We start from the raw sequence: 23,775 nt of genomic DNA, 5'->3' as shown, positions 1-23,775 counted from the left end.
TGCCGGCGCCCATTTAGCCCGTAAACGTGGATACAACCCTTGCCCCGTTAGAGGCGCTCCGCCAGTATTTCAAGCAGGATTATTTCCCCCTCACCGGAGAGGAAGAGGAGGCGCTGACGCGGCGTTTCACGGAGCGGAAGGTAAAGCGCCGCGCTTTCCTGCTGCAGGAGGGTGAAGTGTGCCGGTACGCCAGCTTCGTGGTGGCCGGCTGCTTCCGGCTCTACACCGTGGACAAAAGTGGCAAGGAGCACAACCTGCTGTTTGCGGTGGAGAATGAGTGGATGACCGACCTGGCCAGCTTCTACGCCGAGCAGCCCAGCCGGGTGTACATCGAGGCCCTGGAGCCGGCCACGGTGCTGCAAATCCGGCACGACGACCTGCTTGACCTGTTCACCCACTACCACAAGTTCGACCGCAACTTTCGCATCCTCGTCGAGCGGGGGTACATCGACCTGCAGGACCGGCTGCTGCAAAGCATTAGCACCCCGGCCGAGGAGCGGTACCAGAATTTCCTGACGCAGTACCCGCACTGGGCCCGCCGCCTGCCCAATACCCAGATTGCCTCCTACCTCGGCATCACGCCGGAGTTTCTGAGCAAAATCCGCAAGGACCGGGTCACGAAACCCGGCAAGGCTTAACCTAGATTAAGGGTATTTCTTACGCTAGGTTAAGGGCATCGGCTACGCGACTGGGGGACCTTTGCATTGTTCAAAACAATGCACTCATGACCCGGCAACTGCTGTTCCTTTTCCTCCTGCTGACCACCGCCGCCTTCGGCCAGCAGCGGCCCACGAAGCCCTTGCGGGCTTTTATGCAGGCCACGCCCTCGCCGAAAGGCGCCATTCCCTACGGCAACAACCCCAAAGCCGGGCACTACGTCCAGGCCGGCGACGCCAAAATCTACTACGAGGTGTACGGCAAGGGCCGGCCATTCGTGCTGCTGCACGGCGGCCTGCTGGGCTCGACCTACGAGATGCACCAGTTCATCGACAGCCTCTCGCGCAAATACCAGGTGATTGCCATCTCGACGCGCGGCCACGGCAAGTCGGAGCTGGGCACCGCGCCGCTCACCTACGAGCAGCGGGCCAACGACGTGCTGGCCGTGCTCAAGGCCACCGCCCGCGACAGCGCCATTGTGCTGGGTTTCAGCGACGGGGGCTTTGCCGGCTACAAGCTGGCCAGTATGTACCCCGAGCGGGTGCGCAAGCTCATCACTATTGGGGCCAGTGAGGTGACGGCCGGCCAGCGCAAATTTGATTTCAGCCCCCAGCAGGCCCTGGCGCTCGACAGCGCCTACGTGCGCCAGCAGCAGGCGCTGATGCCGCAGCCGCAGCGCCTAGGCGAGATGTTTACCCAGGTGGCCACCATGTACAACCACCTGACCGTGGACCGCGCCCTGATGCAGACCATCCAGTGCCCCGTGCTGGTGATGGCCGGCGACCGCGACGAGGGCAACCCCTTGGAGCGGATGCTCCCCACGGTCCGGGACCTGCGCCGGGGCCAGCTGGGCATCATCCCCAATGCCGGGCACGGGGCCTTTCTCAGCAACTTCCCGGCCGTGTGGGCCGATGTGGCACCATTCATTAAATAATCAGCCCGATGCGTCCTGCCTTCTTTAAACGCCTCGCCGCCACGGCCCTGCTCGTGGCCGGTACCGCCCTGGCTGCCCAGGCTCAGGCCCCGGAATACATTTCACTGACCACGGGCAAGCCCGTGCAGCTGGGCAAAGCTCCTGGCCTGAAAGTGAAGCTGCTGAGCACCAGCGGGCCGGTAAAAACCTACGTGCTGATTTTTGCCAAGGGCGATGAAGTCGTATCGGGGCTCACCGAGTTTGCCCAGAAGCACAACGTCAAAAGTGCCCATTACCAGGCCATCGGCGATGCCTTGTCGGCCAAGGTGGGCATATTCGACTACGACCGCAAAGCCTTCAAAGTCATCCCCTTTCCGGACCCAATCGAAGTAACCTCGCTAACGGGCGACATCGCCGTGTACAACGGCAAGCCGGTAGCCCACACCCACGTCAACCTGGCCACCTTCGACGGCCTTATTCACGGCGGCCACCTGTTCGAACTGTTCTCCGGCCCCACCATCGAGTTGATACTGAAGGTCGAGCCCACCCCACTCTACAAAAAGCTCAATACCGAATTCGACGCCGCCATCATCGACCCGGAGTTAACCAAATAACTTTCACCAGCCCCGAGACCAGAACCATGCAACCGCACTCCCCCACGCAGGCTGCCGAGCAGCTGCTAATCCAGTACGCCGAGGCCCTGAACGCGGCCAACCCTGCCCTGCTCCCCGCCCTCTACACCACAGACGGCGTGTTCATGCCCGATGGCGTGACCTCCCTGCCCGCCGGAACGCTGCCGGGCAAGGGCGAAAACTTCTTCGCCAAAACGCGCTTTCACATCAGCTACGCGGTGGAGGATGTGACCGTAGGCGGCGAGTATGCTTTCGTGCAGGCCACCGCCCGCACCGCCACCACTGACTTGGCCACGGGGCAGCAAGTGGCCCGCACCAGCCGCGAATTCTTCGTGCTGCGCCAGGAAAGCCAGGACTGGAAAATCTACCGTTACTTGTTCAACAGCGTGCGCGAGCGGTAGAGAACGGCCGTTGCATACTGGCCGCGCGGGTCTTTTGCTCCTCTTTTTCTCCTTTATGCCATGAAAGCTGCTGTTTTGTATAGCCCCGGCGTCCCTGGCCAATTTCGCCTCGAAGAACGGCCCGTGCCGGTGCCCGCAGCCGGGCAGGTGCTGCTGCGGGTGCGCGCCTTTGGGCTAAATCGCTCCGAGCTGATGACCCGCAAGGGCCTGTCACCGGGCGTGCAGTTTCCGCGCATCCTGGGCATCGAATGCGTGGGCGAAGTGGTGCAGGACCCCTCGGGCGAGTACCCGCCCGGCCAGCAGGTCGCGGCCCTGATGGGTGGGCTGGGCCGCGATTTCGACGGCAGCTACGCCGAGTATGCCGTGATGCCCAAAACCATCCTCTACCCCTTCCGCAGCCAGCTGCCCTGGGCGCAGCTCGGGGCCATCCCCGAGATGTTCCAGACGGTGTACGGCTCCCTGCACCTGGCCCTGAAAATCCAGGCCGGCGAAACCTTGCTCATTCGGGGCGGCACCTCGTCCATTGGGCTGCTCGCCGCGCAGCTGGCCAGCCAGGCTGGCCTCACAGTACTGGCCACCACCCGCAATGCCGCGAAGGCCGACCTGCTCATGGCCAACGGCGCCACCCACGTGCTGGTTGATGACGGTAAGCTGCGCGAGCCGGTGCGGGCCTTGTTTCCGCAGGGCGTAGACCGGGCACTGGAGTTGGTAGGGGCCACCACGCTGCGCGATACGCTCAGCTGCCTAAAGCCCGGCGGGCTAGGCTGCATGACCGGCATGCTCTCCGAAAGCTGGTCCATCCCCGACTTTGCCCCGATGGAATTCATTCCCGCCACCGTGGGCCTGACCATCTATGACAGCGGCCAGGTCACCGCCCCGGCCGCCGCGCTGCAGGAATTTATCGACTCGGTAGAAGCCGGGCGGATACGCCTGGGCATTGGGGCCACCTTCCCGCTCGACGACATCGTGGCCGCGCACCAACTCATGGACAGCAATGCGGCCGGCGGTAAAATCGTCGTCACCACCTAATATTTCCCCTTTTTCTTACCCCAAACTTGATGAACACACCCGAAAAAACAGCCCTCGTAACCGGTGCGAACAGTGGTATTGGCCTGGCTCTCACCCAGAAGCTCCTGGCCGAAGGCTACCGCGTTATTGGTACGTCCCGCTCGGGCCAGATTGCCGATTTCAGCCACCCCAACCTGACCGTCGTCACCCTCGACGTGACCAACGATGCCAGCATCGAGCAGGCCGTGGCCGCCGTTAGCCAGCTGGCCCCCAGCATTGACTTGCTGGTGAACAACGCCGGCGTGGGTTCCGACCTGGGCACCCTCGTACCCGAGCGCCAGTCCCTACGCGAAACCTTCGCTACCAACGTGGACGGCACCATTCTCTTCACCGAGCCCATGCTGCCCTTGGTGCGCGACGGCGGCCAGATTATCTTCCTCTCCTCCAAGATGGGCCTGCCCGCCTTTGCCGCGTCCGACAGCCCGGCCTACCGCGTTTCCAAAGCCGCCATCACCATGTATGCCGCCGTTCTGGCCGAGCGCGTGGCCGAGCGCAACATTGCCGTGACGCCCATGCACCCCGGCTGGGTGCAGACCCGCATGGGTGGCAGCAGCGCCCCCTTCACCGTGGAGCAGTCGGCCGCCGGCCTTTTCCGCGGCATCGAGGCCCGGCCCGAAAGCGGCAAGTTCTGGAATGTGGAGACGGACAGCCTGATTGGCTAGCTTGTTGAGCGTTAGTTGTCCATAATTGGCCCTGGTGCTTAAAAATGCGGTAATACCCGGCAAGGCCGGCCAGAAAGCAATTTCTGGCCGGCCTTTTTGCCTTAAGGTTAATGGCTTGATGCCTTGGTTCCGAGGTAACCGGGGCACGTTGCCATTGACGCCTCAGGCCAAGAAGTGCCTGCTGGTGTCAACCCGGCTATTTCTCAACGACGAGCATTCCTCTTACGCGCCGCCTCCGGTTCGAAACGTGAAAGTGCCCCGGTTTACACTCGTCGTGAACCTTTCTGCCGCCCAGCATCTTGGTACCCATTGGGCCCAGCCTTATCGCCAAGCGCCGGGGGCTGGTCATTACCCCCCTTTGAAACCAAAACAAGTAGCAGCGTTACCGCATGAGACAGCTTAAAATCAGCAAGCAGATTACCAACCGTGAAAGCCAGTCGCTCGACAAGTACCTCCAGGAGATTAGTAAGGTGAGCATGGTGTCGATAGACGAGGAAGTAGAGCTGGCCCAGCGTATTCGCGAGTGCGACCAGATGGCCCTCGAAAAGCTGACCAAAGCCAACCTGCGCTTCGTCGTGTCGGTGTCCAAGCAGTACCAGAACCAGGGCCTGACCTTGGGCGACCTCATCAACGAGGGCAACCTGGGGCTGATTAAAGCCGCCAAGCGCTTTGATGAGACCAAGGGCTTCAAGTTCATTTCCTACGCCGTGTGGTGGATTCGCCAGAGCATTCTGCAGGCGCTGGCCGAGCAGAGCCGCATCGTGCGCCTGCCCCTGAATCGGGTGGGCTCGCTTAACAAAATCAGCCGCTCATTCTCGGAGCTGGAGCAAAAGTTCGAGCGCGAGCCCTCGGCGGACGAGATTGCCGAGCTCCTGGAACTGAGCACGTCCGAGGTGACTGACACACTCAAAATTGGGGGGCGCCACGTCTCGATGGATGCGCCCTTCGTGCAGGGCGAGGAAAACCGCCTGCTCGATGTGATGGCGAACGAGGACGCCGAAAGCCCCGATGCCGGCTTGCTAGACGACTCCCTGCGCCGGGAGGTGCAGCGGGCCCTATCGACCCTGACCCTGCGCGAGGCGGACGTCGTGACGCTCCACTTCGGGCTGAATGGGCACGCGGCGCGAACGCTGGAGGAGATTGGCGAGCAGTTCGGCTTGACGAGGGAGCGGGTGCGGCAGATTAAGGAAAAGGCCATTCGCCGCCTCAAGCACACCACGCGCTCGAAGGCCCTGAAACCGTACCTGGCCTAGCCGCTGCAGTCTACCTGATGGCCTGCTTCAGTAGTAGGGGTGTTGTTAAACAACAAACAACACGCTGGTTTTTCCTTTTGTCGGCGGCCACCGGTCCCCAAATGAAAGCGCCCCGGCCAGCTGACCGGGGCGCTTTCGTTAAGTACTCAGGCGGGCGGGGCTACCGGCCTTGGCGCATTTTCCACGCCCACCGTGCGGCAGCCGGTGGGCGTGGACGCTGAAAACCGGGAGTATCAGCTAGTCGCGCTGCTCGTCGGCCGGGTATTCCGGGTAGTCGGTGCTGTCCTGGTTGTCGGCCAGCTCGTCGCATTCCTGAGGCGGGTACTCCTGAATCCAGTCGCCTTGCTCAGCCGGCGCGGGCTCCTGGCCGTTGGGCGTGAAGTCGAACGAATACCGCTCCTGCACCTCGGCCAGCGTTAGCGGGGTCAGTGTCGGATAGTTCGGGCCGTAGTGAAAGCGGGGCTCGATTTCCACGTAGTACTGCCCGCTGGGCTGCTGCCAAAGCGTTAGCCGGCCGTTGCCCTCCCCTTCCCCGGGCGTGGCCCGCCGGCCGGAAATGTAGGCATAGCTGTCCAGCGGCAGCTGGCCCAAGTCAAGCTCTATGCGCTCCCAAGGGCACTCCCCGCTACCCCCCATTTCTTCCTCGAACGCAACCCAGGTTCGCCACTCGTTTTTCTCCACGATGCGGCCCCGGTACTGCGCGCCCTGCTGCTTCATTTCCTCGGCTAAGGCGCTGAGCGTGTCGTACTGCTCGAACGTGTACGGTTCGCGGCCGGGGATTCGGAATGGTCCGGAAAACTGCGCGGTCAGGTAGTCCACTTGGTCGGCCGTACCGGCGCGAAGGGCGAAAAGCTGCGGCTCCTTGCGCTCGTGGCTGTTCTCGTGAACCTCTAGGTAATGGTGCTCGGGAATCTCCTGCCAATTGGCCGGGTCGGCCAGCTGGGCCGCGTCCTGCCGGTCTGTGCCGGTGAAAGCTTCTATCTCATAAAAGCCGTAGTAGTCGGCCAGTCCTCCGTACACCACGGTAATGCGGCCGGTGTGAAGGTTGCGGTAGTAAAGCGGGGCCGAAATTACCCGGTAGTCCTGCGAGATGATTTCTACCACTTCGGGCACCTGGGCGGGGGCCGCTGGACCGGGCGTGTAGGGCTCCAACTCCCGGCCGAAAAAATGCCCCAGCGTTACGCCCGAGCCCCGTAGGTGCTCCGGCATCGTGGCTGGCTGGCAAAGCACGCCTAGCCACCCCTCGCCGTGAAAGTACGCTTTCACTTCGGCCGGTCCGATGCCGTTCAGGTAGATGTGAACCCGGGCACTGATGGCGGGCACCTCGCCGTTGCCGGACCATTGGAGGCCAGCCGGTAAACCGACGCGGGAGGGAAATCCTACCCACTGCGGGCACTGCTGCGGGTCACCGGCCCAATCGAGGGAGCTAATTTGGGGCTGCTTGGCGGCGGGGGCTGGGGTCATCATATCGTAAGGCAAAAGGGGTAGTGAGAAGATGAGCCGGGGGCTAAGCGGCAAGGGCTAACTGGCTGCCGAATACCACACCGGCGCGGGGGCTGCTGCGCATCCGGCGGCTGGCGGACTTGGCGTAGTTGGTGGTTTCGGTTACCAGTCCCAAAAAGCCGGCGGCATGGGTGTAGCCCTTTACCTCGGCCCGCTCCGGGTGGCCGTCGCGGTTCACCGTTACCGTGGCCCCTACTGCGGGCACGGGCTGCTGGGCCGACCAATGCAGCCCACCGGGCAGCATCGTTAAGCGGGGCGCGGCCTCGAACTCGGGCACCGGGTTGGTCAGCTGCGCGGCGGCATCCTGACGGGCTTGCCAAGCATCCTCGCGGGCCTGACGTTTGGCGGCGTTGGCAGCGCGGAGCCGGGCTAGGCGGGCGTCGGGAATGCGACGGGCGGGGCGGAAAGTGGCGGGGGCGTTCATACTGGAAAACGGGTTTGAGGTGAAAAGTGCGGCTAGAACCACGGGGCGGCCTCCCATGCCGCGAGTTCAGCGGCGGATACTACCTGAGGTGCGCTAGGCGCTTTGTCGGCGGGGTCAAATCGGTCGGCCCAAACCTCGCCGGGGACTAAATCAAAAGCTTCGTTAACCATGGATAAAGAGCTGTTTTATCGTTCGTTGCTTATACCTATTAAACGCAAAACCCAGCAATAATGTTTCAATTTTATTTAAATTAAAGTGATAATTATTGATTGTTTAAGTTGAGTACGGCGATAGTATTACTGTCGAATTTTTCCCACTTGTATATATTTAACAATTTCTATTTTGCAATTGCAATTTCCTTTTGTTACCCGCCCCCGTGGCCGCCCGACGGAATAGCTCCATCGGGCGGCCGTTGGCCTTACTGCGGAGTGGCTTCGGCGCAGGGGGCTTCTTCCGCTTCGTAGCTGGGCACGATGCCCAGAATGTGGTTGGCGGCTTTCTGGCCCTGACTGGCTGCCGAAATAATCAATTGCTTGTCGTTGCGCAGGGCTTGCAGCCAGTTGGCTACGTAGCTGGCGCTGCTGGGCTCGGTGCGGGTTAAGTCCAGCCCGGCCGCGTGGCTCAGGAACGAGGCGCCCAACTCGGCCACTAGCTCTTCCTTAGCGTAGGTTTCACTGCCAAAGGCGGCTAATTCGGTGAGCGTGGTCCGGTCCAGCCGCTTGGCGTGGCCGGTGGAATGGGTCAGTTCGTGAAACAGGGTGTGGTAATAGTCCTCGGCCGTGTGGAAGTCGCTGGCTGCGGGCATGGTCACGGTGTCGGTGCTGGTGCGGTACATGGCTTCACTGCCTTTATGCAGCACTTGGGGGCCACCCACGTAGCCGGCCAGCACCTGCTCGGCGGCCTGCTCGGGCGTGTGCTCGCGGCTCGGCAGCACGGGAAACGTCCACGCCACGCCATCAATCTGGGCCACGTTGAACACCGTGGAGTATTTCAGGAAAGCCTTTTTCTTCTCCTCTCCTGTGCCATCCTCCTTCTTGGTCACGGTGAAGAACACCACCGGCATGCCCTTCTCGCCCCGGCGCACCTGCCCGCCTAGCTCCTTGGCTTGGTTGTAGGTCAGGAAATACGGGTGCTCATACTCCAACATCCCCAACAGCAGGGCATTTACGCCCTGATACACGTGCTTTCTGCGGTAGTTGCGGGGCGCGCCGTGGGCGGCGTTCCACGGCTGCTTCCATGGGGTTACGCCGTTCTCCAACGCCAGAATAATGCGGTTGGTGATGATTTCGTACACGTCGGGGCGGGGAGCAAAAGGAGCGGGCTTATTCATGGCTTAACAGGTTGGTTTTATGATTTCTGCTTATACTATTTAAACGCAAAAATCCGCATTAATGTTTCAATAATATTTAAATTAAAGTGTCAATTATTGAGCGTTATACCTGTGTAGTTGGCACGGATTCTGATTTTTCCCTTTTGTTCTTTATTTGCTCCGCTCAGGCATTTTCCGCCCGCTGTTCGCTGACGTCGCCTTGAATTGACCGGCCGGTTTTTTCCTTTGGTTCGCGAAAGGGATGGAAGAGGTTTAGTCCGCAGGACCGCAGGCATCGCCGGAGCCCCGCACAGCCAGGCCCGGAGGGGTTCGCCCCGCTACTTTCCTCCGCAAAAGCAGCTACCGCACCGCCCGGCATGGGCATTAGCCGTGGATTTGCTACTTTTGGTAACGCTTTCAGCCGCTTGCTCACTATCCCACAATCCATGACTTCTGCCAGCCAAGCTGCTTATCAGGCCCTGCGGGATTACCTGAACTCGCTGCTCAGCCCCACCCACCCCGACCAGGCGTTGGTGGAGGTGCCGGCGGCACTGCGCCCAAGCCTGGAAGCCTTCATGCGCGGCAAAACCGAGTACCAGGACGAGGCGGGGCGGCGCATGATTTACGCCCACGACCTGGCGGCCTGGGCCAGTGACCTGATTCACGGGGCGGGCCTGGCCACGCCCCTGCCCCTGGCCACGGTGGACGTGGCGGCACTTCGGGCGGCCACCTGGCGGCAGGCCGCATGACGTGGGCCGAGATTGTTCGCCTGACCGAGCTGGCGAAGCAGCTGCCCCCGGTGCGCCAGCAAACGAGCCAGCAGCTCAGCCAGGTGATGGTTTCGGCGCACTCCACCATGATTGAGGGCTCCCGCGTGACGGTCTCGAAGCAATGGATTTTCTGCTGGGCGAAGCGCCCGTGCTGGGACCGGGCAAGCCCCTGGAGGGCTACGACATGCTGGGCGACCACGCCCGCGCCCTCGACCTCGCGTTGGAGCGAGCCGACGCGCGGCAGCTGCCCGGCCCGGCCTTTCTGCGGGAGTTGGCGGGAGCCGTGATGCGCAGCACTGGCCGGCTCACCAACACCGCCCTGGGCACCGTGGACCCCACACAGGGCGACCTGCGCCGCAACAACGTGTTTATCGTTGGGGCCAGCTCGTTCCCCAACGCGCAAAAGGTGCCGGCCCTGGTCGCGGCCCTGGTCGGGGAGCTGCGCGAACGGATGCCCGCGGCGGCTACCCTGCGCGAGCAGCTGGAACGAGCCTTCGAAGCCCACCAGCGGCTGGTGAGCATTCACCCCTTCAACGACGGCAACGGGCGCACCTCGCGGCTGCTCATGAACTACGTGCAGCGCTACTACGGCCAGCCGCTGACCATCGTGTTCCGCGAGGACCGCCATGCGTATTTCGAGGCCTTGGAGCAGAGCCGGGTAGCGGAGGACCTGGCGGTATTTATGGACTTCATGCGGGGTCAGCACGGAAAATCCCTGACGTATCAGCTGTCCGCATCGGTTCCCAGTATCTAGCGGGGAGCCCCCCTTTGGGGACGTTACGCGGTAAGTGCCCGGCCCCAGAATTCCGGCTCGTTTACCCATATTCGCTACCTTTGCCAGCACATGCGCCTGCTAGCCCTGTTTTTTGCCTTCTACTTTGCCTGCCTCTCGTGCCTTTCCTGCACGGACGAGGCGACCGTGTGCAAAGACCAGCAGCAGACCACCGTGGCCGCCTACCACTCTGATTGCGGAGCCGGCGCGCTGGGCGACTGGTGCTCGCCGCTGTGCCAGTGCCATTGCTGCGGCGGGGCCGTAGTTCTCATGCCCCTGGCAAACCCGATGGCATACTCGCCGCCCGCTGAGTGGGCCACCAGCCCCCGGCACAGCCGGCTGGTCGTGGCCGCCCCGACGCGGGCGCTCGGGTCCGTGTGGCAGCCGCCCCAGGCCTAACCCTTCCCCCTTTTTTCCTGCTGACCACCCCCTCCGGGTGGCCCGTCGCGGTGCGTGACGGGCGATTTGGCGCTTGGCGCTGAATCGGTTATGCCCCTTGTGCTCCCGCCACCCGTGCCGGGGCCAGCGGGCCGCAGGGTTTCACGGAAGCGTTAGACCTAACCCCCAACCAGCGGATGTTCGACCGGCTGATTCATTTTTCCATTCACAACAAACTCATCATCGGGCTGCTGACCCTGGCCCTGGTGGCTTGGGGCGGCTACTCGCTCAGTCGGCTGCCGATTGACGCGCTGCCTGACATTACCAGCAACCAGGTCGTGGTCTACACGGTGGCCCCCTCCCTGGCCGCCCAGGAGATTGAGCGGCTGGTGTCCTTTCCGGTGGAGCAGGCCATGGCCACCATTCCCGGGCAGGTCGAGGTGCGTTCCTTCTCGCGGTTTGGCCTCTCGGTGGTCACGGTCGTATTCGAGGACCAGACCGACATTTACTGGGCCCGCACGCAAGTCTCGCAGCGGCTGCAGGAGGCCGAAAGCCAGATTCCGGCCGGCACGGGCCGTCCCGAGCTGGCCCCGCTCAGCACCGGCCTGGGCGAGGTGTACCAGTACCTGGTGCGCGCGAAGCCCGGCTTCGAAAAGAAATACAACGCCACCGAGCTGCGCACCATTCAGGACTGGATAGTGCGTCGGCAGCTGCTGGGCACGCCCGGCGTGGCCGACGTGAGCAGCTTCGGCGGGCTGCTCAAGCAGTATGAAGTGGCCCTGGACCCTGAGCGGCTGCGCTCGTTGGGTGTGACCGTGAACGAGGTGTACCAGGCCGTGGCCAGCAACAACCAGAACGCCGGCGGGGCCTACCTCGACCAGAACCCCACGGCCGCCTTTATCCGCACTGAGGGCCTGGCCACCTCGCCCGCCGACATCGGCAACATCGTCATCCGCAGCACGAGCACCGGCCTGCCCGTGCTGGTGCGCGACGTAGCCGAGGTGCGCTACGGCGCGGCCGTGCGCTACGGGGCCATGACGCTGAACGACCAGGGCGAAGTGACCGGCGGACTGGTGCTCATGCTCAAGGGAGCCAACGCGGCGGAGGTTATCAAGGACGTGCAGAAGCGCATGGCTACCATCCGCAAAACCCTGCCGGAAGGGGTGAGTGTGGAGCCCTTCCTCGACCGCTCCAGCCTAGTGGACCGCGCTATTCATACCGTGAGCAAGAACCTGCTGGAAGGGGCCCTGATTGTAGTGTTCGTGTTGGTGCTATTTCTGGGCAACTGGCGGGCCGGGCTGGTCGTAGCCTCGGTCATTCCGCTGGCCATGCTCTTTGCCGTGAGCATGATGCGCCTGTTCGGAGTGTCGGGCAACCTGATGAGCCTCGGGGCCATCGACTTCGGGCTGATTGTCGACGGGGCCGTCATCATCGTCGAGGCCATCATTCACCGCCTGCACGGCGGCCAACTGGTGGTGCCGGGCAACCGCCTGAGTACCGAGCAGATGAACGAGGAAACCTACCACGCGGCCAGCAAAATCCGCTCATCGGCCGCGTTCGGGGAAATCATCATCCTCATCGTGTACCTGCCGCTGCTGGCCCTGGCCGGCATCGAGGGCAAGATGTTCCGGCCCATGGCCGAAACCGTGGCCTTCGCCATTCTCGGGGCTTTTATTCTGAGTCTGACTTACGTGCCGATGATGTCGGCGCTGGCCCTGAGCCGGTCGACTACAACCAAAAAGACCTTTTCCGACCGGATGATGGCCTTTTACATCCGCCTCTACCACCCACTACTCAAGGGAGCGCTGCGCCGCCAGGCGGCGGTGCTGCTTACGGCGGCGGGCCTGCTGGTGGGCGGCTTTTTCCTGTTTCGCACCCTGGGCGGCGAGTTCATCCCGACCCTGACCGAAGGGGACTTTGCGGTGGAGATGCGGGTGCTGACCGGTTCCTCGCTGAGCTACACCATCGAGCAGGCCCAAAAGGCCGGCGGCATTCTCAAAAAGCAGTTTCCCGAGGTCAAGGAAGTAGTCGCCAAAATAGGGGCCGGCGAGATTCCCACCGACCCCATGCCGGTGGAAGCGGCCGATGTGATGGTCATTCTCAAGGACCAGAAGGAATGGACCTCCGCCCCGAACCGCGAGGAGCTGGCCGATAAGATGGCGAAGGCGTTGAGCGTGATGCCGGGCGTCACGTTCGGCTTCCAGCAACCCATCCAGATGCGCTTTAACGAGTTGATTTCGGGGGCTAAGCAGGACGTGGTGCTCAAGATTTACGGTGAAGACCTCCAGCAGCTGGCCGACTACGCCCAGCAGGCCGGGCGGCTCGTGCGCCAGGTGAAGGGGGCCGAAGACGTGTACGTGGAGCAGGTAACGGGCCTGCCCCAGATTGTGGTGGCGCTCGACCGCAACCGCCTCGCCCAGTTCGGGCTGAACGTCTCGGACGTGAACCGCACGGTGCAAACGGCCTTCGCCGGCGAAACCGCCGGCCAGGTCTTCGAGCAGGAACGCCGCTTCGATTTGGTCCTGCGCCTGCGCCAGGATTTGCGCAAGGACATCAACAGCGTGCGCCGCCTGTTCATCGCCGCCCCCAACGGCCGGCAGGTGCCCCTGGAGCAGGTGGCCAGCGTCGAGCTGCGCGAAGGCCCCAACCAGATTCAGCGCGACGACGCTAAGCGGCGCATCAGCGTGGCCTTCAACGTGCGGGGCCGCGACGTGGAAACCGTAGTCGAGGAGCTGCAGGGCAAAATAGACCGGCAGCTCAACTTTGCCCCCGGCTACTACACCACCTACGGCGGTCAGTTTGAGAACCTGCGCCAAGCCACTGACCGCCTGAGCGTGGCCGTGCCGGTGGCGCTGGTGCTCATCTTCGTGCTGCTGTTTTTCACCTTCCGCTCCTTCAAGCAGTCGGTGATGATTTTTACGGCTATTCCGCTCTCGGCCATCGGCGGCATCGCGGCCCTGTGGCTGCGCGGGATGCCGTTCAGCATCTCGGCCGGGGTGGGCTTCATTGCCCTGTTCGGGGTGGCCGTGCTCAACGGCATCGTGCTCATCGGCTATTTTAATCAACTCAAGGCCGAAGGCGTAACCGACCTAATGGAGCGCATCCTGCGCGGCACCGAAGTGCGCCTGCGGCCGGTGCTGATGACGGCCACCGTGGCCTCGCTGGGCTTCCTGCCCATGGCCCTCGCCACCTCGGCCGGAGCCGAAGTGCAGCGCCCGCTGGCCACCGTCGTCATCGGGGGGCTGGTGTCGGCCACGCTGCTCACGCTGCTGGTGCTGCCGGTGCTCTACGCCCTGTCCGAGCGCGTGAAAGCCGGTAGCCCTCCTGAGGAGCCGCAGCCCACCGCTACCCCGGCGCCCCCCGGGCAAAGCCTGCCCGTGGCCTCGGCGCTGCTTCTGTTGCTGCTCGGCCTGCCCCTGCTGAGCCGGGCGCAGGGTCCGCTCACCGCCGCGCAGGCCGTGAGCCAGGCCCTGCAAACCAACGGCACCGTACTGGCCGGCACGCGGGCGCTGGAAGCCCAGCAGGCCATTCGCCGCACGGCCTACGACTTCGGCCGCACCACGCTAACCGGCAGCTACGGGCAGTACAACTCCCTGAACCGCGACAACCAGTTCACGCTCACACAGTCGCTGGCCCTGCCCGGCGTGTACCGCAGTGCCGCCGGGCTGGCCGATGCCCGCATTGCCGGGCAGCGGGCCCAGTTGGCGCAGGTGCAAGCCGAGCTGCGCCGGCAGGTGCGCCGGAGCTACGAGCAGGCCGTGCACGCCCGGCACCGCCTGCGGGTGCTGCGGGGCCAGGACAGCCTCTACTCAGAATTTCTGCGCTCGGCCAACCTGCGCTTCAAGACCGGCGAGGCGGCCCGGCTCGAACCCGCCACGGCGCTGGTGCAGCAGGGCGAAGTCCGCACCCAGCTGCGGGCGGCCCGCACCGACTTCCGGGTGGCGCAGCGCCAGCTGCAGGCGCTGCTGCAAGTGCCGGCCGCCGTCGCCCTGGCCGACAGCGTGCTTCGGCCGCTCGCGCTGCTGGGGGCCGCCCAGCTGGCCGACACCACGGCCCCGGCCCTGGCCGACACGCTGCTGAAGCTCACCAACCCGCAGGCGCTGGTGCTGGCCCAGCAGGTAGCCGAGCGCCGCGCCGAAACCCGCGTGGCGCAGGCGGCCGGGCTGCCCGAGTTCACCGTTGGCTACTTCAACCAGAGCATCATCGGCTACCAGCGCCTCGACGCGGCCGGCACAGAACGCTACTTTGGCGGCGGCGCGCGCTTTCAGGGCGTGCAGGCCGGGGTAGCCGTACCGCTGTGGCGGCGGCCCCAGAAAGCGCGGGTGCAGGCCGCCCGCCTGCAGGAGCAGGTGGCCCAGGCCGGCTACGAGCGCTACCGGGCTGAGCTGGCCGGCCAGCTCGATGAGCTGCTGCTGCGGCGCAGCGAGCAGCAGCAGCGCTTGGCCTACTTCGAAAGCACCGCCCTGCCGCAGGCCACGGTCATCACCCGCCTGTCCACCATCGCCTACAAAGCGGGCGAAACCGGCTATTCGGAATACCTGCTCAACCTGGAGCGCGCCCGCCGCCTGCGCCTCGACTATCTCGATGCGCTGCTGCAACACAACCAGACCGTTATCGAGCTGGAATACCTGCTGGGCAGCCAGTAGCCCGGCCCATACCGCGCGCCGCCTTTTCCCCTCAACTTCAGAACCATCATGCGATATATCCCCCTCTCCCTGGTGCTGCTCGGCCTGCTAAGCGGCTGCGGCTCCCAGGAAGCCCCCACGGAAAAAGAAGAAACGGCCGCCCCCGTCGGCGAAGCAGCCGAAAAAGGCCCCGCCGACCGCGTCACGCTCACCGCTGCCGAGCAGCAGGTGGGTGGCGTGCGCCTAGGCTCGCTCACCCAGCGCCCCATGAGCGGGGGACTGAAAGTGAACGGCGTGCTCGACGTCCCGCCCGAAAACCTGGTATCGGTCAGTGCCCCGCTCGGTGGCTTCGTGGACCGGACTGACCTGCTGCAGGGCTCGCGGGTGCGCGCCGGCCAGGTGCTGGTCGTCATCCGCAACCCCGATTTCGTGCAGCTCCAGCAGGATTACCTTGAAACCCGCAGCCAGCTCAAGCTGGCCCGCGCCGAATACGAGCGCCAGGGCGAGTTGTACCGGCAGGAGGTCGCCCCCCAGAAGAACTTCCAGCGCGCCCAGGCCGAGTACGAGGCCCTGCAAGTGAAAACCAACGCCCAGGCCGCCCGCCTGCGCCTGGCCGGCCTGCCTATTGGCGGGGCCATCGTGAGCACGGCCACGCTGCGCGCGCCCAAGGGCGGCTTCGTGAAAGCGGTGAACGTGAGCATCGGCCAGAGCGTGACGCCTACCGATGTGCTGTTTGAAATCGTCAACCCCGAGCACCTGCACGTCGAGCTGACGGTGTTTGAAAAGGACATTCCGCAGGTGAAGGAAAACCAGCTGGTCCGCTTTTCCCTCGGCAACGACTCGCTGAGCCGGGAGCGCACGGCCCACGTGTACCTCATCAGCAAGACCATCAGCGATGAGCGCACCGTGCGGGTGCACGCTCACCTGGACCGCGAAGATGAGCAGCTATTGCCGGGCACCTTCGTGCGGGCCGTTATCGAAACCAACCGCGTGACCGTGCCCACGCTGCCGGAAAAAGCGGTGGTGCAGTACGGGGCTCAGTCCTACGTGTTTGTGGCCACCGATTCGGCCACGGCCGCCGACCGGGCAACCTACCGCCTCGTGCCCGTGACGCGGGGCGTGAGCGAAGATGGATATACCGAGTTTCACCTGCCGGCGGCCGAACAGGGCAAACCGCTGCGCTTTGTCGTAGAGGGAGCTTACGCCCTGCTGGGTAAGCTCAAAAACGCCGAGGAAGAAGAGTAACGCCTGACAATCTGCCCCATGCTCGAATTATTCACCGGAGCCCTGCTGCTGAGCCTGCTGCACGCCACCATCCCCAACCACTGGGCCCCGGTGCTGGCGGTGGCCCGCGCCGAAAAGTGGCCCCTGCGGCGGGCCGTGGGCGTGACGGCGGTGGCTGGGCTGGCTCATGTGCTGAGCACGGTGGGCATCGGGCTGGCGCTGGGCCTGCTGGGCTGGCAGCTGTCCGGGCGGTTTGCGCGGGCCGCGGGCTGGGTGGGGCCCGGGCTGCTGATGGGTATCGGGGTGCTTTATGCCTTTTCAGGGCGGGGCCACACGCATCCAGACTCCTCCCCCGTGCGGCTCCGCCGGTCCCGCCGCCGGGTGGTGCTGGGGCTGGCGGCCACCATGTTCCTGGCACCCTGCCTGGAAATCCAAACCTTTTTCCTGGGCGCCGGCACCCACGGCCCGGCGGCGCTGGCTGGGCTTATGGGCGTGTACCTGCTGGCTTCGGTATCGGCCATGTGCGCGCTGGTGGCGCTGGCGCACCGGGGCCTCGGCCGCCTCCGGCTCGACGGTCTGGCCCGGCACGAGCGGCAGCTTACCGGCGCGGTGCTGGTGCTGGTGGGCGTGACCGGCTTTTTCGTGGACTGGTAGCGCTGGCAGCGCCCTGTCCCTTTCCCATTCTGAACGCTTATTTCCGACTCCATGCCTGACCCATCATCCAATAACCTCGACGAGGAGCTGAACACCGCCAAGCAGGCGCAGCCAGAAAACGCGGGCGCGCTCACCCGGGCGCAGCTCACGCCCAATGCGGCGGCGGCCCCCCAGGGCCACGACGTGCCCGGCCACGACCATGCCCCGGCCGGAGCGCCCCACGACCACGCCGGCCACGACCACCACCCCGGCGAGCTGAGCCTGGAAGATGAGGAGGAGGGCGACCACGCGGGCCACGACCACGACGGGCACGACCACGGCCCGGCCGGCGATAACCCCTACCTGGTGCCGGGCATCAGCTTTGCGCTGCTTCTGACTGGCATCGCGCTGGACTACTACAAAATCGGCTTTTTCAGCGGCTACGTGCGCCTGGCTTGGTACGGGCTGGCCTTCGGGCTGGTGGGCTGGAAGGTAGTGAAAGCCGCCGTGCTCAGCATTCCCAGCGGCAACATCTTCAACGAGTTTCTGCTGATGAGCATCGCTACCATCGGGGCTTTTGCCATCGGCGAGTACCCGGAGGGCGTGGCCGTGATGCTGTTCTACACCGTGGGCGAGCTGTTCCAGGACGCGGCCGTGAACCGCGCCAAGCGCAGCATCAAGGCCCTGCTCGAAATCCAGGCCACCGAAGTGACCGTGGTGCGCAACGGGCAAAGCATGGTGCTCGACCCCAAAGCGGTGCAGGTAGGCGACGTGATGGAAGTGAAGTCCGGCGAGAAAGTAGCCCTCGACGGCACGCTGAACACCACGGCGGCCAACTTCAACACAGCCGCGCTCACCGGCGAGTCGGCCCCGCAAACCAAGCAGCCGGGCGAGGCCGTGCTGGCCGGCATGATTAACCTGGAATCCCTGGTTCAGGTGACCGTGACCGCAGCTTTCAAGGACACCAAGCTGTCGAAAATCCTGGCCATGGTGCAGGACGCGGTGGGCCGCAAGGCCAAAACGCAGCAGTTCATAACCAAGTTTGCCAAAATCTACACGCCCATCGTCGTGGGGCTGGCCGTGCTGCTCATCGTGGTGCCCTACTTCGTGGTGAGCGACTACGTGTTCCGCGACTGGCTCTACCGGGCGCTGGTATTTCTGGTCATTTCATGCCCCTGCGCGCTGGTTATCAGCATCCCGCTGGGCTACTTCGGCGGCATCGGTGCGGCTTCCAAAGCCGGCATCCTCTTCAAGGGCTCCAACTTCTTGGACGTGCTGCGCGAAATTGATACCGTGGTGATGGACAAAACCGGCACGCTCACCCAGGGCGTGTTTGCCGTGCAGCAGGTGCAGCCTGCGGCCGGCACCACCCCCGAGCAGCTGCTGCGCCTGGTGGGGGCGCTGGAAACCAAATCAACCCACCCCATCGCCAAAGCCGTCGTGACCCACGTTGGGGCGGCTGCGGCGGGCGTGCCTGTCGATAATGTGGAGGAAATCGCCGGCCACGGCCTGCGCGGCAAGGTGGACGGCCGCGACGTGCTGGCGGGCAACACCAAGCTGCTAGCCAGGTTCAGCGTGGCCTACCCGCCCGAAGTAGACCAGTTGGTGGACAGCATTGTGGTGGCGGCCGTGGACGGGAAATATGCCGGCTACCTCACCGTGGCTGACGCCCCGAAAGAGGACGCGGCCCGCGCCGTGCAGGAGCTGCGAGCCGATGGCATCAGCAAGGTGGTTATGCTCTCCGGCGACAAAGACAGCATCGTGCAGCGCGTGGCCCAAGAGCTAGGCATTACCGAAGCCCACGGCGGCCTGCTGCCCGAAGACAAAGCCAAGTACGTGCAGCAGTACCTGAGCGAGGGCCGTAAGCTGGCCTTCGTGGGCGACGGCGTGAACGATGCGCCGGTGGTAGCCCTGGCCGACGTGGGCATTGCCATGGGCGGCCTGGGTTCAGATGCTACCATCGAAACCGCCGACGTGGTGATTCAGACCGACCACCCAAGCAAGATTGCCACCGCCCGGCGCATCGCCCGCGCCACCCACAACGTGGTGTGGCAGAACATCTGGCTGGCCTTTATCGTGAAGGGCATCGTGCTGGCGCTGGGGGCCGGCGGCGTGGCCACCATGTGGGAAGCTGTGTTCGCCGACGTGGGTGTGGCCCTGCTAGCTATCCTCAACGCCGTGCGGATTCAGCGCATGGACTTCACCAGCAAGCCGTAAGGCAGTTATTACTTCATTAACGCAATAAATGGAACAACCTATTCAGCCCACCAACCGCGAACGAGCCGAAAAAGGCCAGACCTCCACACTCATCGGGATTGGGGCCAACATCGCCTTGGTCCTCGGCAAGGGCACGGCCGGCATCGTAGGCCACTCCTATGCCCTCATAGCCGAAGCCATCGAGTCCGGCACCGATATTTTCAGCTCCCTCATCGTGTGGCTTGGCCTGCGCACTGCCGCCCGCGAGCCCGACGAAAACCACCCCTACGGCCACGGCAAAGCTGAGCCGCTAGCCGCCATCATGGTCGCCGTGGCCCTGCTGGGGGCTGCGGCCTACATCGCCACTGAAGGCATCATTCACATCATTACGCCCCACCAACTGCCCGCGCCCTTCACGCTGGCGGTGCTGGCGGTAGTGATTATCATCAAGGAAACGCTTTATCGGCGCGTCAACAAAGTCGGCGAGGAGGTCGACAGCAACGCCGTGAAAGCCGACGCCTGGCACCACCGGGCCGACGTTATTACCTCCTGCACGGCCTTCGTGGGCATCAGCGTTGCCCTGCTCGGCGGCAAAGGGTGGGAAGCCGCCGACGATTGGGCCGCGCTGGTGGCCTGCTGCTTCATCGTCTACAATGCCTACCACATTTTCCGGCCGGCCTTTGGCGAAATCATGGATGAGGCCCCCGAAGGAACCTGGACCGAGGATATTCGCGCCCTGGCCGAAGCGGTGCCAGGTGTGCTGGCCACCGAAAAGTGCTTCGTGCGCAAAATGGGCTTTGAGTACTTTGCTGACCTCCACGTGATTGTTGACGGCGACATCAGCGTACGGGACGGGCACTTTATTTCCGGCGCCGTCAAGGCCGCTATCATCAGGGCCAAGCCGGCCGTGTACAACGTGCTGGTCCACATCGAGCCAATGGAGTGCACCCCTAACCATCTACTGCCATGAAGATGCACCCTCCTTTTTCTACGCTGCTGCTTGTTGTCAGCCTAGCTATGGGCAGCTGTAGCTCCCGGCACGACACTGACACGAGCTGGAGGTGCACGCCGGCGCGAAGCCCAAACCCGCTCCGGTGGCCGCGCCCCCGGCTCTGGGCGACACCCTGCAGTTGCTCGCGCAGCAGCTCGATACGGTGCGCCGCCTCGGGTGCTGGGACGAGGACTTTGCCCGCCTGATGAGCGTGCACCACGGCGGGGCCCAGCGGCTGGCGGCGGTGGAAGTCGCCCATGGCCAGGACTCGACCCTGCGCGCCCTGGCCCAGCACGTGCTTAAAGGGCATGAGCGCGACAACCACGTGCTGACGCTGGCCCTTACCCGGCAGCCGCCTACGGGCCAGGAGTATCGGCCGGGCAACGCCCGGGACCCGTTTGTGCGCCGCATCACGGCCGCGCTGGCTCCCCTGCGCCAGCCGCACCCCCTGCCCGGCACCCTCGATGCCGATTTTGCCACGCTCATGCAGGTGCACCACCAAACGGGGGTGGCCCTGGCCCAAACGGAGCTGGCTTTTGGCAAAGACGCGGAAGTAAAAAGCGCCGCCCGCCTGATTGTGCGTGATGAGCAGGCCGAAATCAAGCAGCACCAGCGTTGGCTCAAGACCCACGCGACAACCTCCACCCATTAATACTTTTACCTGCCGCTACTATGCTGCTTATTATTCCCACCGCCGTCACGCCGCTCTGGTCCACCATGCTGGGCTTCTCGCTGCTGCCGGCCGTGGTCATGATTGCCGGCGCCGCCCTGGCCGTGTGGCGAGCCCCTGGCCCGAAGCTGCGCAGCGCCATTCTGCACTTCGCGGCGGGCGTCATCTTCTCGGTTGTGGCCGTCGAGCTACTGCCCGACATTGTGCAGCACCATGCGCCCTACGAAGTGACGTTGGGCTTCGGGCTGGGCGTGGCCACCATGCTAGGCTTGCGCTACTTCACCCAGCGCCTCGAAAAGAAAGAGGAGACCGGAGAAGCCGGCAATGCGAAGGCGGAAAGCGGTGGTTCAACCGCCCCGGCCGGCGCTGCCACTCTGCCCTGGGGCCTGCTGGTGGCCATCGGCATTGATATCCTTATCGACGGGCTGCTGCTGGGCATCGGCTTTGCGGCGGGCGCGAAGGAAGGCACCCTGCTGGCCATTGCTCTCACCATTGAGCTGCTGTCGCTGGGCCTGGCCACGGCCATCGAGTTGCGGCAGGATGGCCACGGCAAGAGGCGGGCCGTCGCCATTGTGGCCGGCACTTCGCTCATGCTGCTGGTCGGGGCGGGCATCGGCACCACGGTGCTGCGCGGGGCCACCGGCAATATGCTGGAAATCGTGCTTTCCTTTGGCCTAGCCGCACTGCTGTTTCTGGTCACCGAGGAGCTACTGACCGAAGCGCACGAGGAAACCGAAACGCCGCTGCTCACGCTGGCCTTTTTTGTGGGCTTTCTCCTATTTCTGATTCTGGGCATGGTCGCCTGACCTGTCCTTTTCGAATATGCAACGCATGCACACCGCCAAAATTGACCTGACCCTGGAGCCCACCGGCCGCCACCTGGCTTTCTCGAAGGAGCTGCTAGATGTCGCCCACGTCTTTCGCCGCGTCGGGGGCGAGGCCTCCCCCTGGCAGCGGATGGCCGTCAACGCCCGCTCGCCCTTCCTTGACACCGACACCTTCGCGCCCGGCACCTTGCTGGAATACTACGTGCAGCATGAAACCCAGCAGGGCGAGCCGGAAGCCCGCAGCAACGTAGTCAGCACCACCGTGGCCTAATTAACAACCGGGCGTTGTGACCCTTTCCACCATCCGCTAACCAACTTTGGTAACGGCACTTACCAATTGGTAACCACCGCTTTCCAGCGCGGCCTGAATGGCTTTCAGGTCGGGGCCGTTGGCGTGGGCCGTGGCCACTTCGGCTTCGCCCACGGCCACGCGGTCCACCACCGGGCCCAGGCCCACCAGTTGCTCGCGTACCCACACGATGCAGTCCGGCGCGCACATGTTGTCGATGGTAAGCACGTAGTGCATGAGTTGCGTCATGCCGGCAGTATCGTCTTCGGCATGGGCCATAACCAAGTAGTGGGAAAGCCGAATTATACGGGACGCCGCCCAAATGCAACGCAATGACCGGGGGCCGTGTTGGCCCCGCATGTGCCATCACCACAAGCCCGCCCTCAGACTCCAACGCTTCGGCATCTACCTGGCCGTAGGGGTGCTGGTGCTGCTGAGCCAGTATTACACCCCGTAAGTAAGCCTGCCCGCCCATCTAATGTGCAGGTCGTGACGCGGAACGGGGCCTGGACACCGGGGCGGGCGGCACTACCACTTCCTGAATAACCGAAAAGGTGTAGGTCGTAACCTTCTTTCCGGGGTGCGCGAACGGGGCCGCCGGGGCCGACACCGGCACCAAGGGCCGGGTCACTTCGCGGTAAAGCTGTACGAATCGGTATACAACGTATAGACCGGCAGCCACCAAGGTTAGCGGGCCCGTGTAAACGGCAATGTTCATTGTACTCATGCTAGGTGTTTAAAAAGCCGGGCATCAGGCCCGGGGGTATGTAGTGGGAAACCAGATTTGCGCGGGGGGCGTCAAGCCGCTCCGACAAGACTAAGTAGCCCCCCTGCCACATCGTCGGCAGTCAAAATGGGGGTGAATGGCAAACCTTTTTTTAAGCCGGGGAATATTGGGGCTGACCAGCTCGGACGCTCGCAAAGGTGAGCGAAGCCGGCGAGCGGTTTATCTGATGCTATCAGAAATCCAACTTTATTTAAGTCAGCATCTTACCCGAAATGCGCGCTCATTTATAGCCGGCTTATGGGGGCTGCAAGTGTGATTTGGCCGGGGGAGCAGATACAACTCCATCACGGGGCGGCCGGGCAGCAGCCCGCCGGAGGGTCGGAGCAAGAATTCGGAGCAGGTTCATCGCTGCAAACCTGCGACCGCCGGGCAGCGAATCATAGGACACAAAATGCGTTTTCGTTACTTGCAATTGGTATTAACGCGAAACGCCCTTGTCCCTGCTTGACACCTCCCAGATTGCCTGCGAATACTGCCGGCGAAAGTTTGTTCCCAAGAAGCGGTGGGTCCAGAAATACTGCGGCAGCCCCTGCCGGGTAGCGGCCTGTAACGAGCGGGCCGGGCGGGCCCACCCGCTCGAAAGCCAATCGGCTACCAAAGCCCGCCGGCGCAAGGAGCGCGGGCGCACGCCCACCGCCGTGGCCACCGCCCAAGCATCGCCGGCTACGGAAGAAATCCTGGCCGCCATCGGGCAGCTGGCTGGGCGCATGACGGCCATGGAACAACTGCAGCAGCAGCTGCTGGCCTTGCTCCTGCCGCCGGCGACGTAAGCACTGCCTTGCCGCACACAA

General features: G+C 63.9%; 24 protein-coding genes. 20 read left to right on the top strand and 4 right to left on the bottom strand.

Going from position 1 to position 23,775, the window contains the following annotated elements; genetic code table 11:
- The first annotated feature begins 26 nt into the window (after positions 1–26).
- The 7 genes from Q5H92_RS19765 to Q5H92_RS19735 all read left to right on the top strand — a co-directional run bounded on the left by Q5H92_RS19765 (position 27) and on the right by Q5H92_RS19735 (position 5,586).
- Positions 27–638 carry a Crp/Fnr family transcriptional regulator gene (locus Q5H92_RS19765; protein WP_305013283.1) on the top strand — a complete coding sequence of 204 codons (612 nt, stop codon included), beginning with the start codon at positions 27–29 and terminating at the stop codon, positions 636–638.
- Positions 639–724: 86 nt separating this feature from the next.
- Positions 725–1,591, top strand: a complete 867-nt coding sequence (locus Q5H92_RS19760; RefSeq protein WP_305013282.1) for an alpha/beta fold hydrolase — start codon at positions 725–727, stop codon at positions 1,589–1,591.
- An 8-nt stretch (positions 1,592–1,599) separates the two neighbouring features.
- Entirely contained in the window at positions 1,600–2,184 is a 585-nt protein-coding gene (locus tag Q5H92_RS19755; RefSeq protein WP_305013281.1) for a PPC domain-containing DNA-binding protein, read from the top strand.
- Between the two features lie 26 nt (positions 2,185–2,210).
- Entirely contained in the window at positions 2,211–2,603 is a 393-nt protein-coding gene (locus Q5H92_RS19750) for a YybH family protein (RefSeq protein ID WP_305013280.1), read from the top strand.
- Positions 2,604–2,663: 60 nt separating this feature from the next.
- Entirely contained in the window at positions 2,664–3,632 is a 969-nt protein-coding gene (locus tag Q5H92_RS19745; protein WP_305013279.1) for a zinc-binding alcohol dehydrogenase family protein, read from the top strand.
- A gap of 29 nt (positions 3,633–3,661) precedes the next feature.
- Entirely contained in the window at positions 3,662–4,333 is a 672-nt protein-coding gene (locus Q5H92_RS19740) for an SDR family NAD(P)-dependent oxidoreductase (RefSeq protein ID WP_305013278.1), read from the top strand.
- Positions 4,334–4,722: 389 nt separating this feature from the next.
- On the top strand, positions 4,723–5,586 hold the full coding sequence (locus Q5H92_RS19735; RefSeq protein WP_305013277.1) for a sigma-70 family RNA polymerase sigma factor: 864 nt from the start codon (positions 4,723–4,725) through the stop codon (positions 5,584–5,586).
- Positions 5,587–5,823: 237 nt separating this feature from the next.
- Here Q5H92_RS19735 and Q5H92_RS19730 read toward each other — a convergent pair whose 3' ends face one another.
- The 3 genes from Q5H92_RS19730 to Q5H92_RS19720 form a co-directional block, all read right to left on the bottom strand.
- Positions 5,824–7,053: a hypothetical protein gene (locus Q5H92_RS19730; protein WP_305013276.1), complete on the bottom strand. Its 1,230-nt coding sequence runs from the start codon at positions 7,051–7,053 to the stop codon at positions 5,824–5,826.
- 40 nt (positions 7,054–7,093) lie between these two features.
- Positions 7,094–7,513: a hypothetical protein gene (locus Q5H92_RS19725; RefSeq protein WP_305013275.1), complete on the bottom strand. Its 420-nt coding sequence runs from the start codon at positions 7,511–7,513 to the stop codon at positions 7,094–7,096.
- A 418-nt stretch (positions 7,514–7,931) separates the two neighbouring features.
- Positions 7,932–8,843 carry an ArdC family protein gene (locus Q5H92_RS19720; RefSeq protein WP_305013274.1) on the bottom strand — a complete coding sequence of 304 codons (912 nt, stop codon included), beginning with the start codon at positions 8,841–8,843 and terminating at the stop codon, positions 7,932–7,934.
- Positions 8,844–9,268: 425 nt separating this feature from the next.
- On the opposite strand from Q5H92_RS19720, the gene Q5H92_RS19715 reads away from it, so the two are divergent.
- The 11 genes from Q5H92_RS19715 (at position 9,269) to Q5H92_RS19665 (ending at position 22,179) form a co-directional block, all read left to right on the top strand.
- Positions 9,269–9,571, top strand: coding sequence for a hypothetical protein (locus Q5H92_RS19715; protein WP_305013273.1), 303 nt, complete (start codon positions 9,269–9,271; stop codon positions 9,569–9,571).
- 142 nt (positions 9,572–9,713) lie between these two features.
- On the top strand, positions 9,714–10,346 hold the full coding sequence (locus tag Q5H92_RS19710; protein WP_305013272.1) for a Fic family protein: 633 nt from the start codon (positions 9,714–9,716) through the stop codon (positions 10,344–10,346).
- A gap of 90 nt (positions 10,347–10,436) precedes the next feature.
- Positions 10,437–10,763, top strand: coding sequence for a DUF6660 family protein (locus tag Q5H92_RS19705; protein WP_305013271.1), 327 nt, complete (start codon positions 10,437–10,439; stop codon positions 10,761–10,763).
- 176 nt (positions 10,764–10,939) lie between these two features.
- Complete coding sequence (locus tag Q5H92_RS19700) at positions 10,940–15,388, top strand: CusA/CzcA family heavy metal efflux RND transporter (protein WP_305013270.1); 4,449 nt, start codon at positions 10,940–10,942, stop codon at positions 15,386–15,388.
- 48 nt (positions 15,389–15,436) lie between these two features.
- Positions 15,437–16,612, top strand: coding sequence for an efflux RND transporter periplasmic adaptor subunit (locus Q5H92_RS19695; RefSeq protein WP_305013269.1), 1,176 nt, complete (start codon positions 15,437–15,439; stop codon positions 16,610–16,612).
- 18 nt (positions 16,613–16,630) lie between these two features.
- Positions 16,631–17,245: a hypothetical protein gene (locus Q5H92_RS19690; RefSeq protein ID WP_305013268.1), complete on the top strand. Its 615-nt coding sequence runs from the start codon at positions 16,631–16,633 to the stop codon at positions 17,243–17,245.
- Between the two features lie 51 nt (positions 17,246–17,296).
- A complete protein-coding gene (locus tag Q5H92_RS19685) occupies positions 17,297–19,441 on the top strand; it encodes a heavy metal translocating P-type ATPase (RefSeq protein ID WP_305013267.1) in 2,145 nt (714 codons plus the stop codon).
- Positions 19,442–19,469: 28 nt separating this feature from the next.
- Positions 19,470–20,390, top strand: a complete 921-nt coding sequence (locus Q5H92_RS19680) for a cation diffusion facilitator family transporter (RefSeq protein ID WP_305013266.1) — start codon at positions 19,470–19,472, stop codon at positions 20,388–20,390.
- Positions 20,391–20,514: 124 nt separating this feature from the next.
- The gene (locus Q5H92_RS19675; protein WP_305013265.1) at positions 20,515–21,063 is read left to right on the top strand and encodes a DUF305 domain-containing protein; all 549 of its coding nucleotides are present in this window, start codon (positions 20,515–20,517) and stop codon (positions 21,061–21,063) included.
- Between the two features lie 20 nt (positions 21,064–21,083).
- A complete protein-coding gene (locus Q5H92_RS19670; protein ID WP_305013264.1) occupies positions 21,084–21,887 on the top strand; it encodes a ZIP family metal transporter in 804 nt (267 codons plus the stop codon).
- Between the two features lie 25 nt (positions 21,888–21,912).
- On the top strand, positions 21,913–22,179 hold the full coding sequence (locus Q5H92_RS19665; protein WP_305013263.1) for a hypothetical protein: 267 nt from the start codon (positions 21,913–21,915) through the stop codon (positions 22,177–22,179).
- Positions 22,180–22,215: 36 nt separating this feature from the next.
- Here the strand turns inward: Q5H92_RS19665 and Q5H92_RS19660 are convergent, their stop codons facing one another.
- Positions 22,216–22,476 carry a hypothetical protein gene (locus Q5H92_RS19660; RefSeq protein ID WP_305013262.1) on the bottom strand — a complete coding sequence of 87 codons (261 nt, stop codon included), beginning with the start codon at positions 22,474–22,476 and terminating at the stop codon, positions 22,216–22,218.
- Between the two features lie 43 nt (positions 22,477–22,519).
- On the opposite strand from Q5H92_RS19660, the gene Q5H92_RS19655 reads away from it, so the two are divergent.
- On the top strand, positions 22,520–22,654 hold the full coding sequence (locus Q5H92_RS19655) for a hypothetical protein (RefSeq protein ID WP_305013261.1): 135 nt from the start codon (positions 22,520–22,522) through the stop codon (positions 22,652–22,654).
- Positions 22,655–23,418: 764 nt separating this feature from the next.
- Positions 23,419–23,754 carry a hypothetical protein gene (locus Q5H92_RS19650; RefSeq protein ID WP_305013260.1) on the top strand — a complete coding sequence of 112 codons (336 nt, stop codon included), beginning with the start codon at positions 23,419–23,421 and terminating at the stop codon, positions 23,752–23,754.
- Positions 23,755–23,775 lie beyond the last annotated feature (21 nt).

This window comes from Hymenobacter mellowenesis, assembly GCF_030581005.1.
Taxonomy (GTDB): Bacteria; Bacteroidota; Bacteroidia; order Cytophagales; family Hymenobacteraceae; genus Hymenobacter; species Hymenobacter mellowenesis.
This window is presented reverse-complemented; position numbering and strand designations above follow the sequence as displayed.

Coding starts and splice junctions, on each gene's coding strand:
- Q5H92_RS19760 (WP_305013282.1), top strand. CDS start 725: ATGACCCGGCAACTGCTGTTCCTTTTCCTCCTGCTGACCACCGCCGCC.
- Q5H92_RS19755 (WP_305013281.1), top strand. CDS start 1,600: ATGCGTCCTGCCTTCTTTAAACGCCTCGCCGCCACGGCCCTGCTCGTG.
- Q5H92_RS19750 (WP_305013280.1), top strand. CDS start 2,211: ATGCAACCGCACTCCCCCACGCAGGCTGCCGAGCAGCTGCTAATCCAG.
- Q5H92_RS19745 (WP_305013279.1), top strand. CDS start 2,664: ATGAAAGCTGCTGTTTTGTATAGCCCCGGCGTCCCTGGCCAATTTCGC.
- Q5H92_RS19740 (WP_305013278.1), top strand. CDS start 3,662: ATGAACACACCCGAAAAAACAGCCCTCGTAACCGGTGCGAACAGTGGT.
- Q5H92_RS19735 (WP_305013277.1), top strand. CDS start 4,723: ATGAGACAGCTTAAAATCAGCAAGCAGATTACCAACCGTGAAAGCCAG.
- Q5H92_RS19730 (WP_305013276.1), bottom strand. CDS start 7,053: ATGATGACCCCAGCCCCCGCCGCCAAGCAGCCCCAAATTAGCTCCCTC.
- Q5H92_RS19725 (WP_305013275.1), bottom strand. CDS start 7,513: ATGAACGCCCCCGCCACTTTCCGCCCCGCCCGTCGCATTCCCGACGCC.
- Q5H92_RS19720 (WP_305013274.1), bottom strand. CDS start 8,843: ATGAATAAGCCCGCTCCTTTTGCTCCCCGCCCCGACGTGTACGAAATC.
- Q5H92_RS19715 (WP_305013273.1), top strand. CDS start 9,269: ATGACTTCTGCCAGCCAAGCTGCTTATCAGGCCCTGCGGGATTACCTG.
- Q5H92_RS19710 (WP_305013272.1), top strand. CDS start 9,714: ATGGATTTTCTGCTGGGCGAAGCGCCCGTGCTGGGACCGGGCAAGCCC.
- Q5H92_RS19705 (WP_305013271.1), top strand. CDS start 10,437: ATGCGCCTGCTAGCCCTGTTTTTTGCCTTCTACTTTGCCTGCCTCTCG.
- Q5H92_RS19700 (WP_305013270.1), top strand. CDS start 10,940: ATGTTCGACCGGCTGATTCATTTTTCCATTCACAACAAACTCATCATC.
- Q5H92_RS19695 (WP_305013269.1), top strand. CDS start 15,437: ATGCGATATATCCCCCTCTCCCTGGTGCTGCTCGGCCTGCTAAGCGGC.
- Q5H92_RS19690 (WP_305013268.1), top strand. CDS start 16,631: ATGCTCGAATTATTCACCGGAGCCCTGCTGCTGAGCCTGCTGCACGCC.
- Q5H92_RS19685 (WP_305013267.1), top strand. CDS start 17,297: ATGCCTGACCCATCATCCAATAACCTCGACGAGGAGCTGAACACCGCC.
- Q5H92_RS19680 (WP_305013266.1), top strand. CDS start 19,470: ATGGAACAACCTATTCAGCCCACCAACCGCGAACGAGCCGAAAAAGGC.
- Q5H92_RS19670 (WP_305013264.1), top strand. CDS start 21,084: ATGCTGCTTATTATTCCCACCGCCGTCACGCCGCTCTGGTCCACCATG.
- Q5H92_RS19665 (WP_305013263.1), top strand. CDS start 21,913: ATGCACACCGCCAAAATTGACCTGACCCTGGAGCCCACCGGCCGCCAC.
- Q5H92_RS19660 (WP_305013262.1), bottom strand. CDS start 22,476: ATGGCCCATGCCGAAGACGATACTGCCGGCATGACGCAACTCATGCAC.
- Q5H92_RS19655 (WP_305013261.1), top strand. CDS start 22,520: ATGCAACGCAATGACCGGGGGCCGTGTTGGCCCCGCATGTGCCATCAC.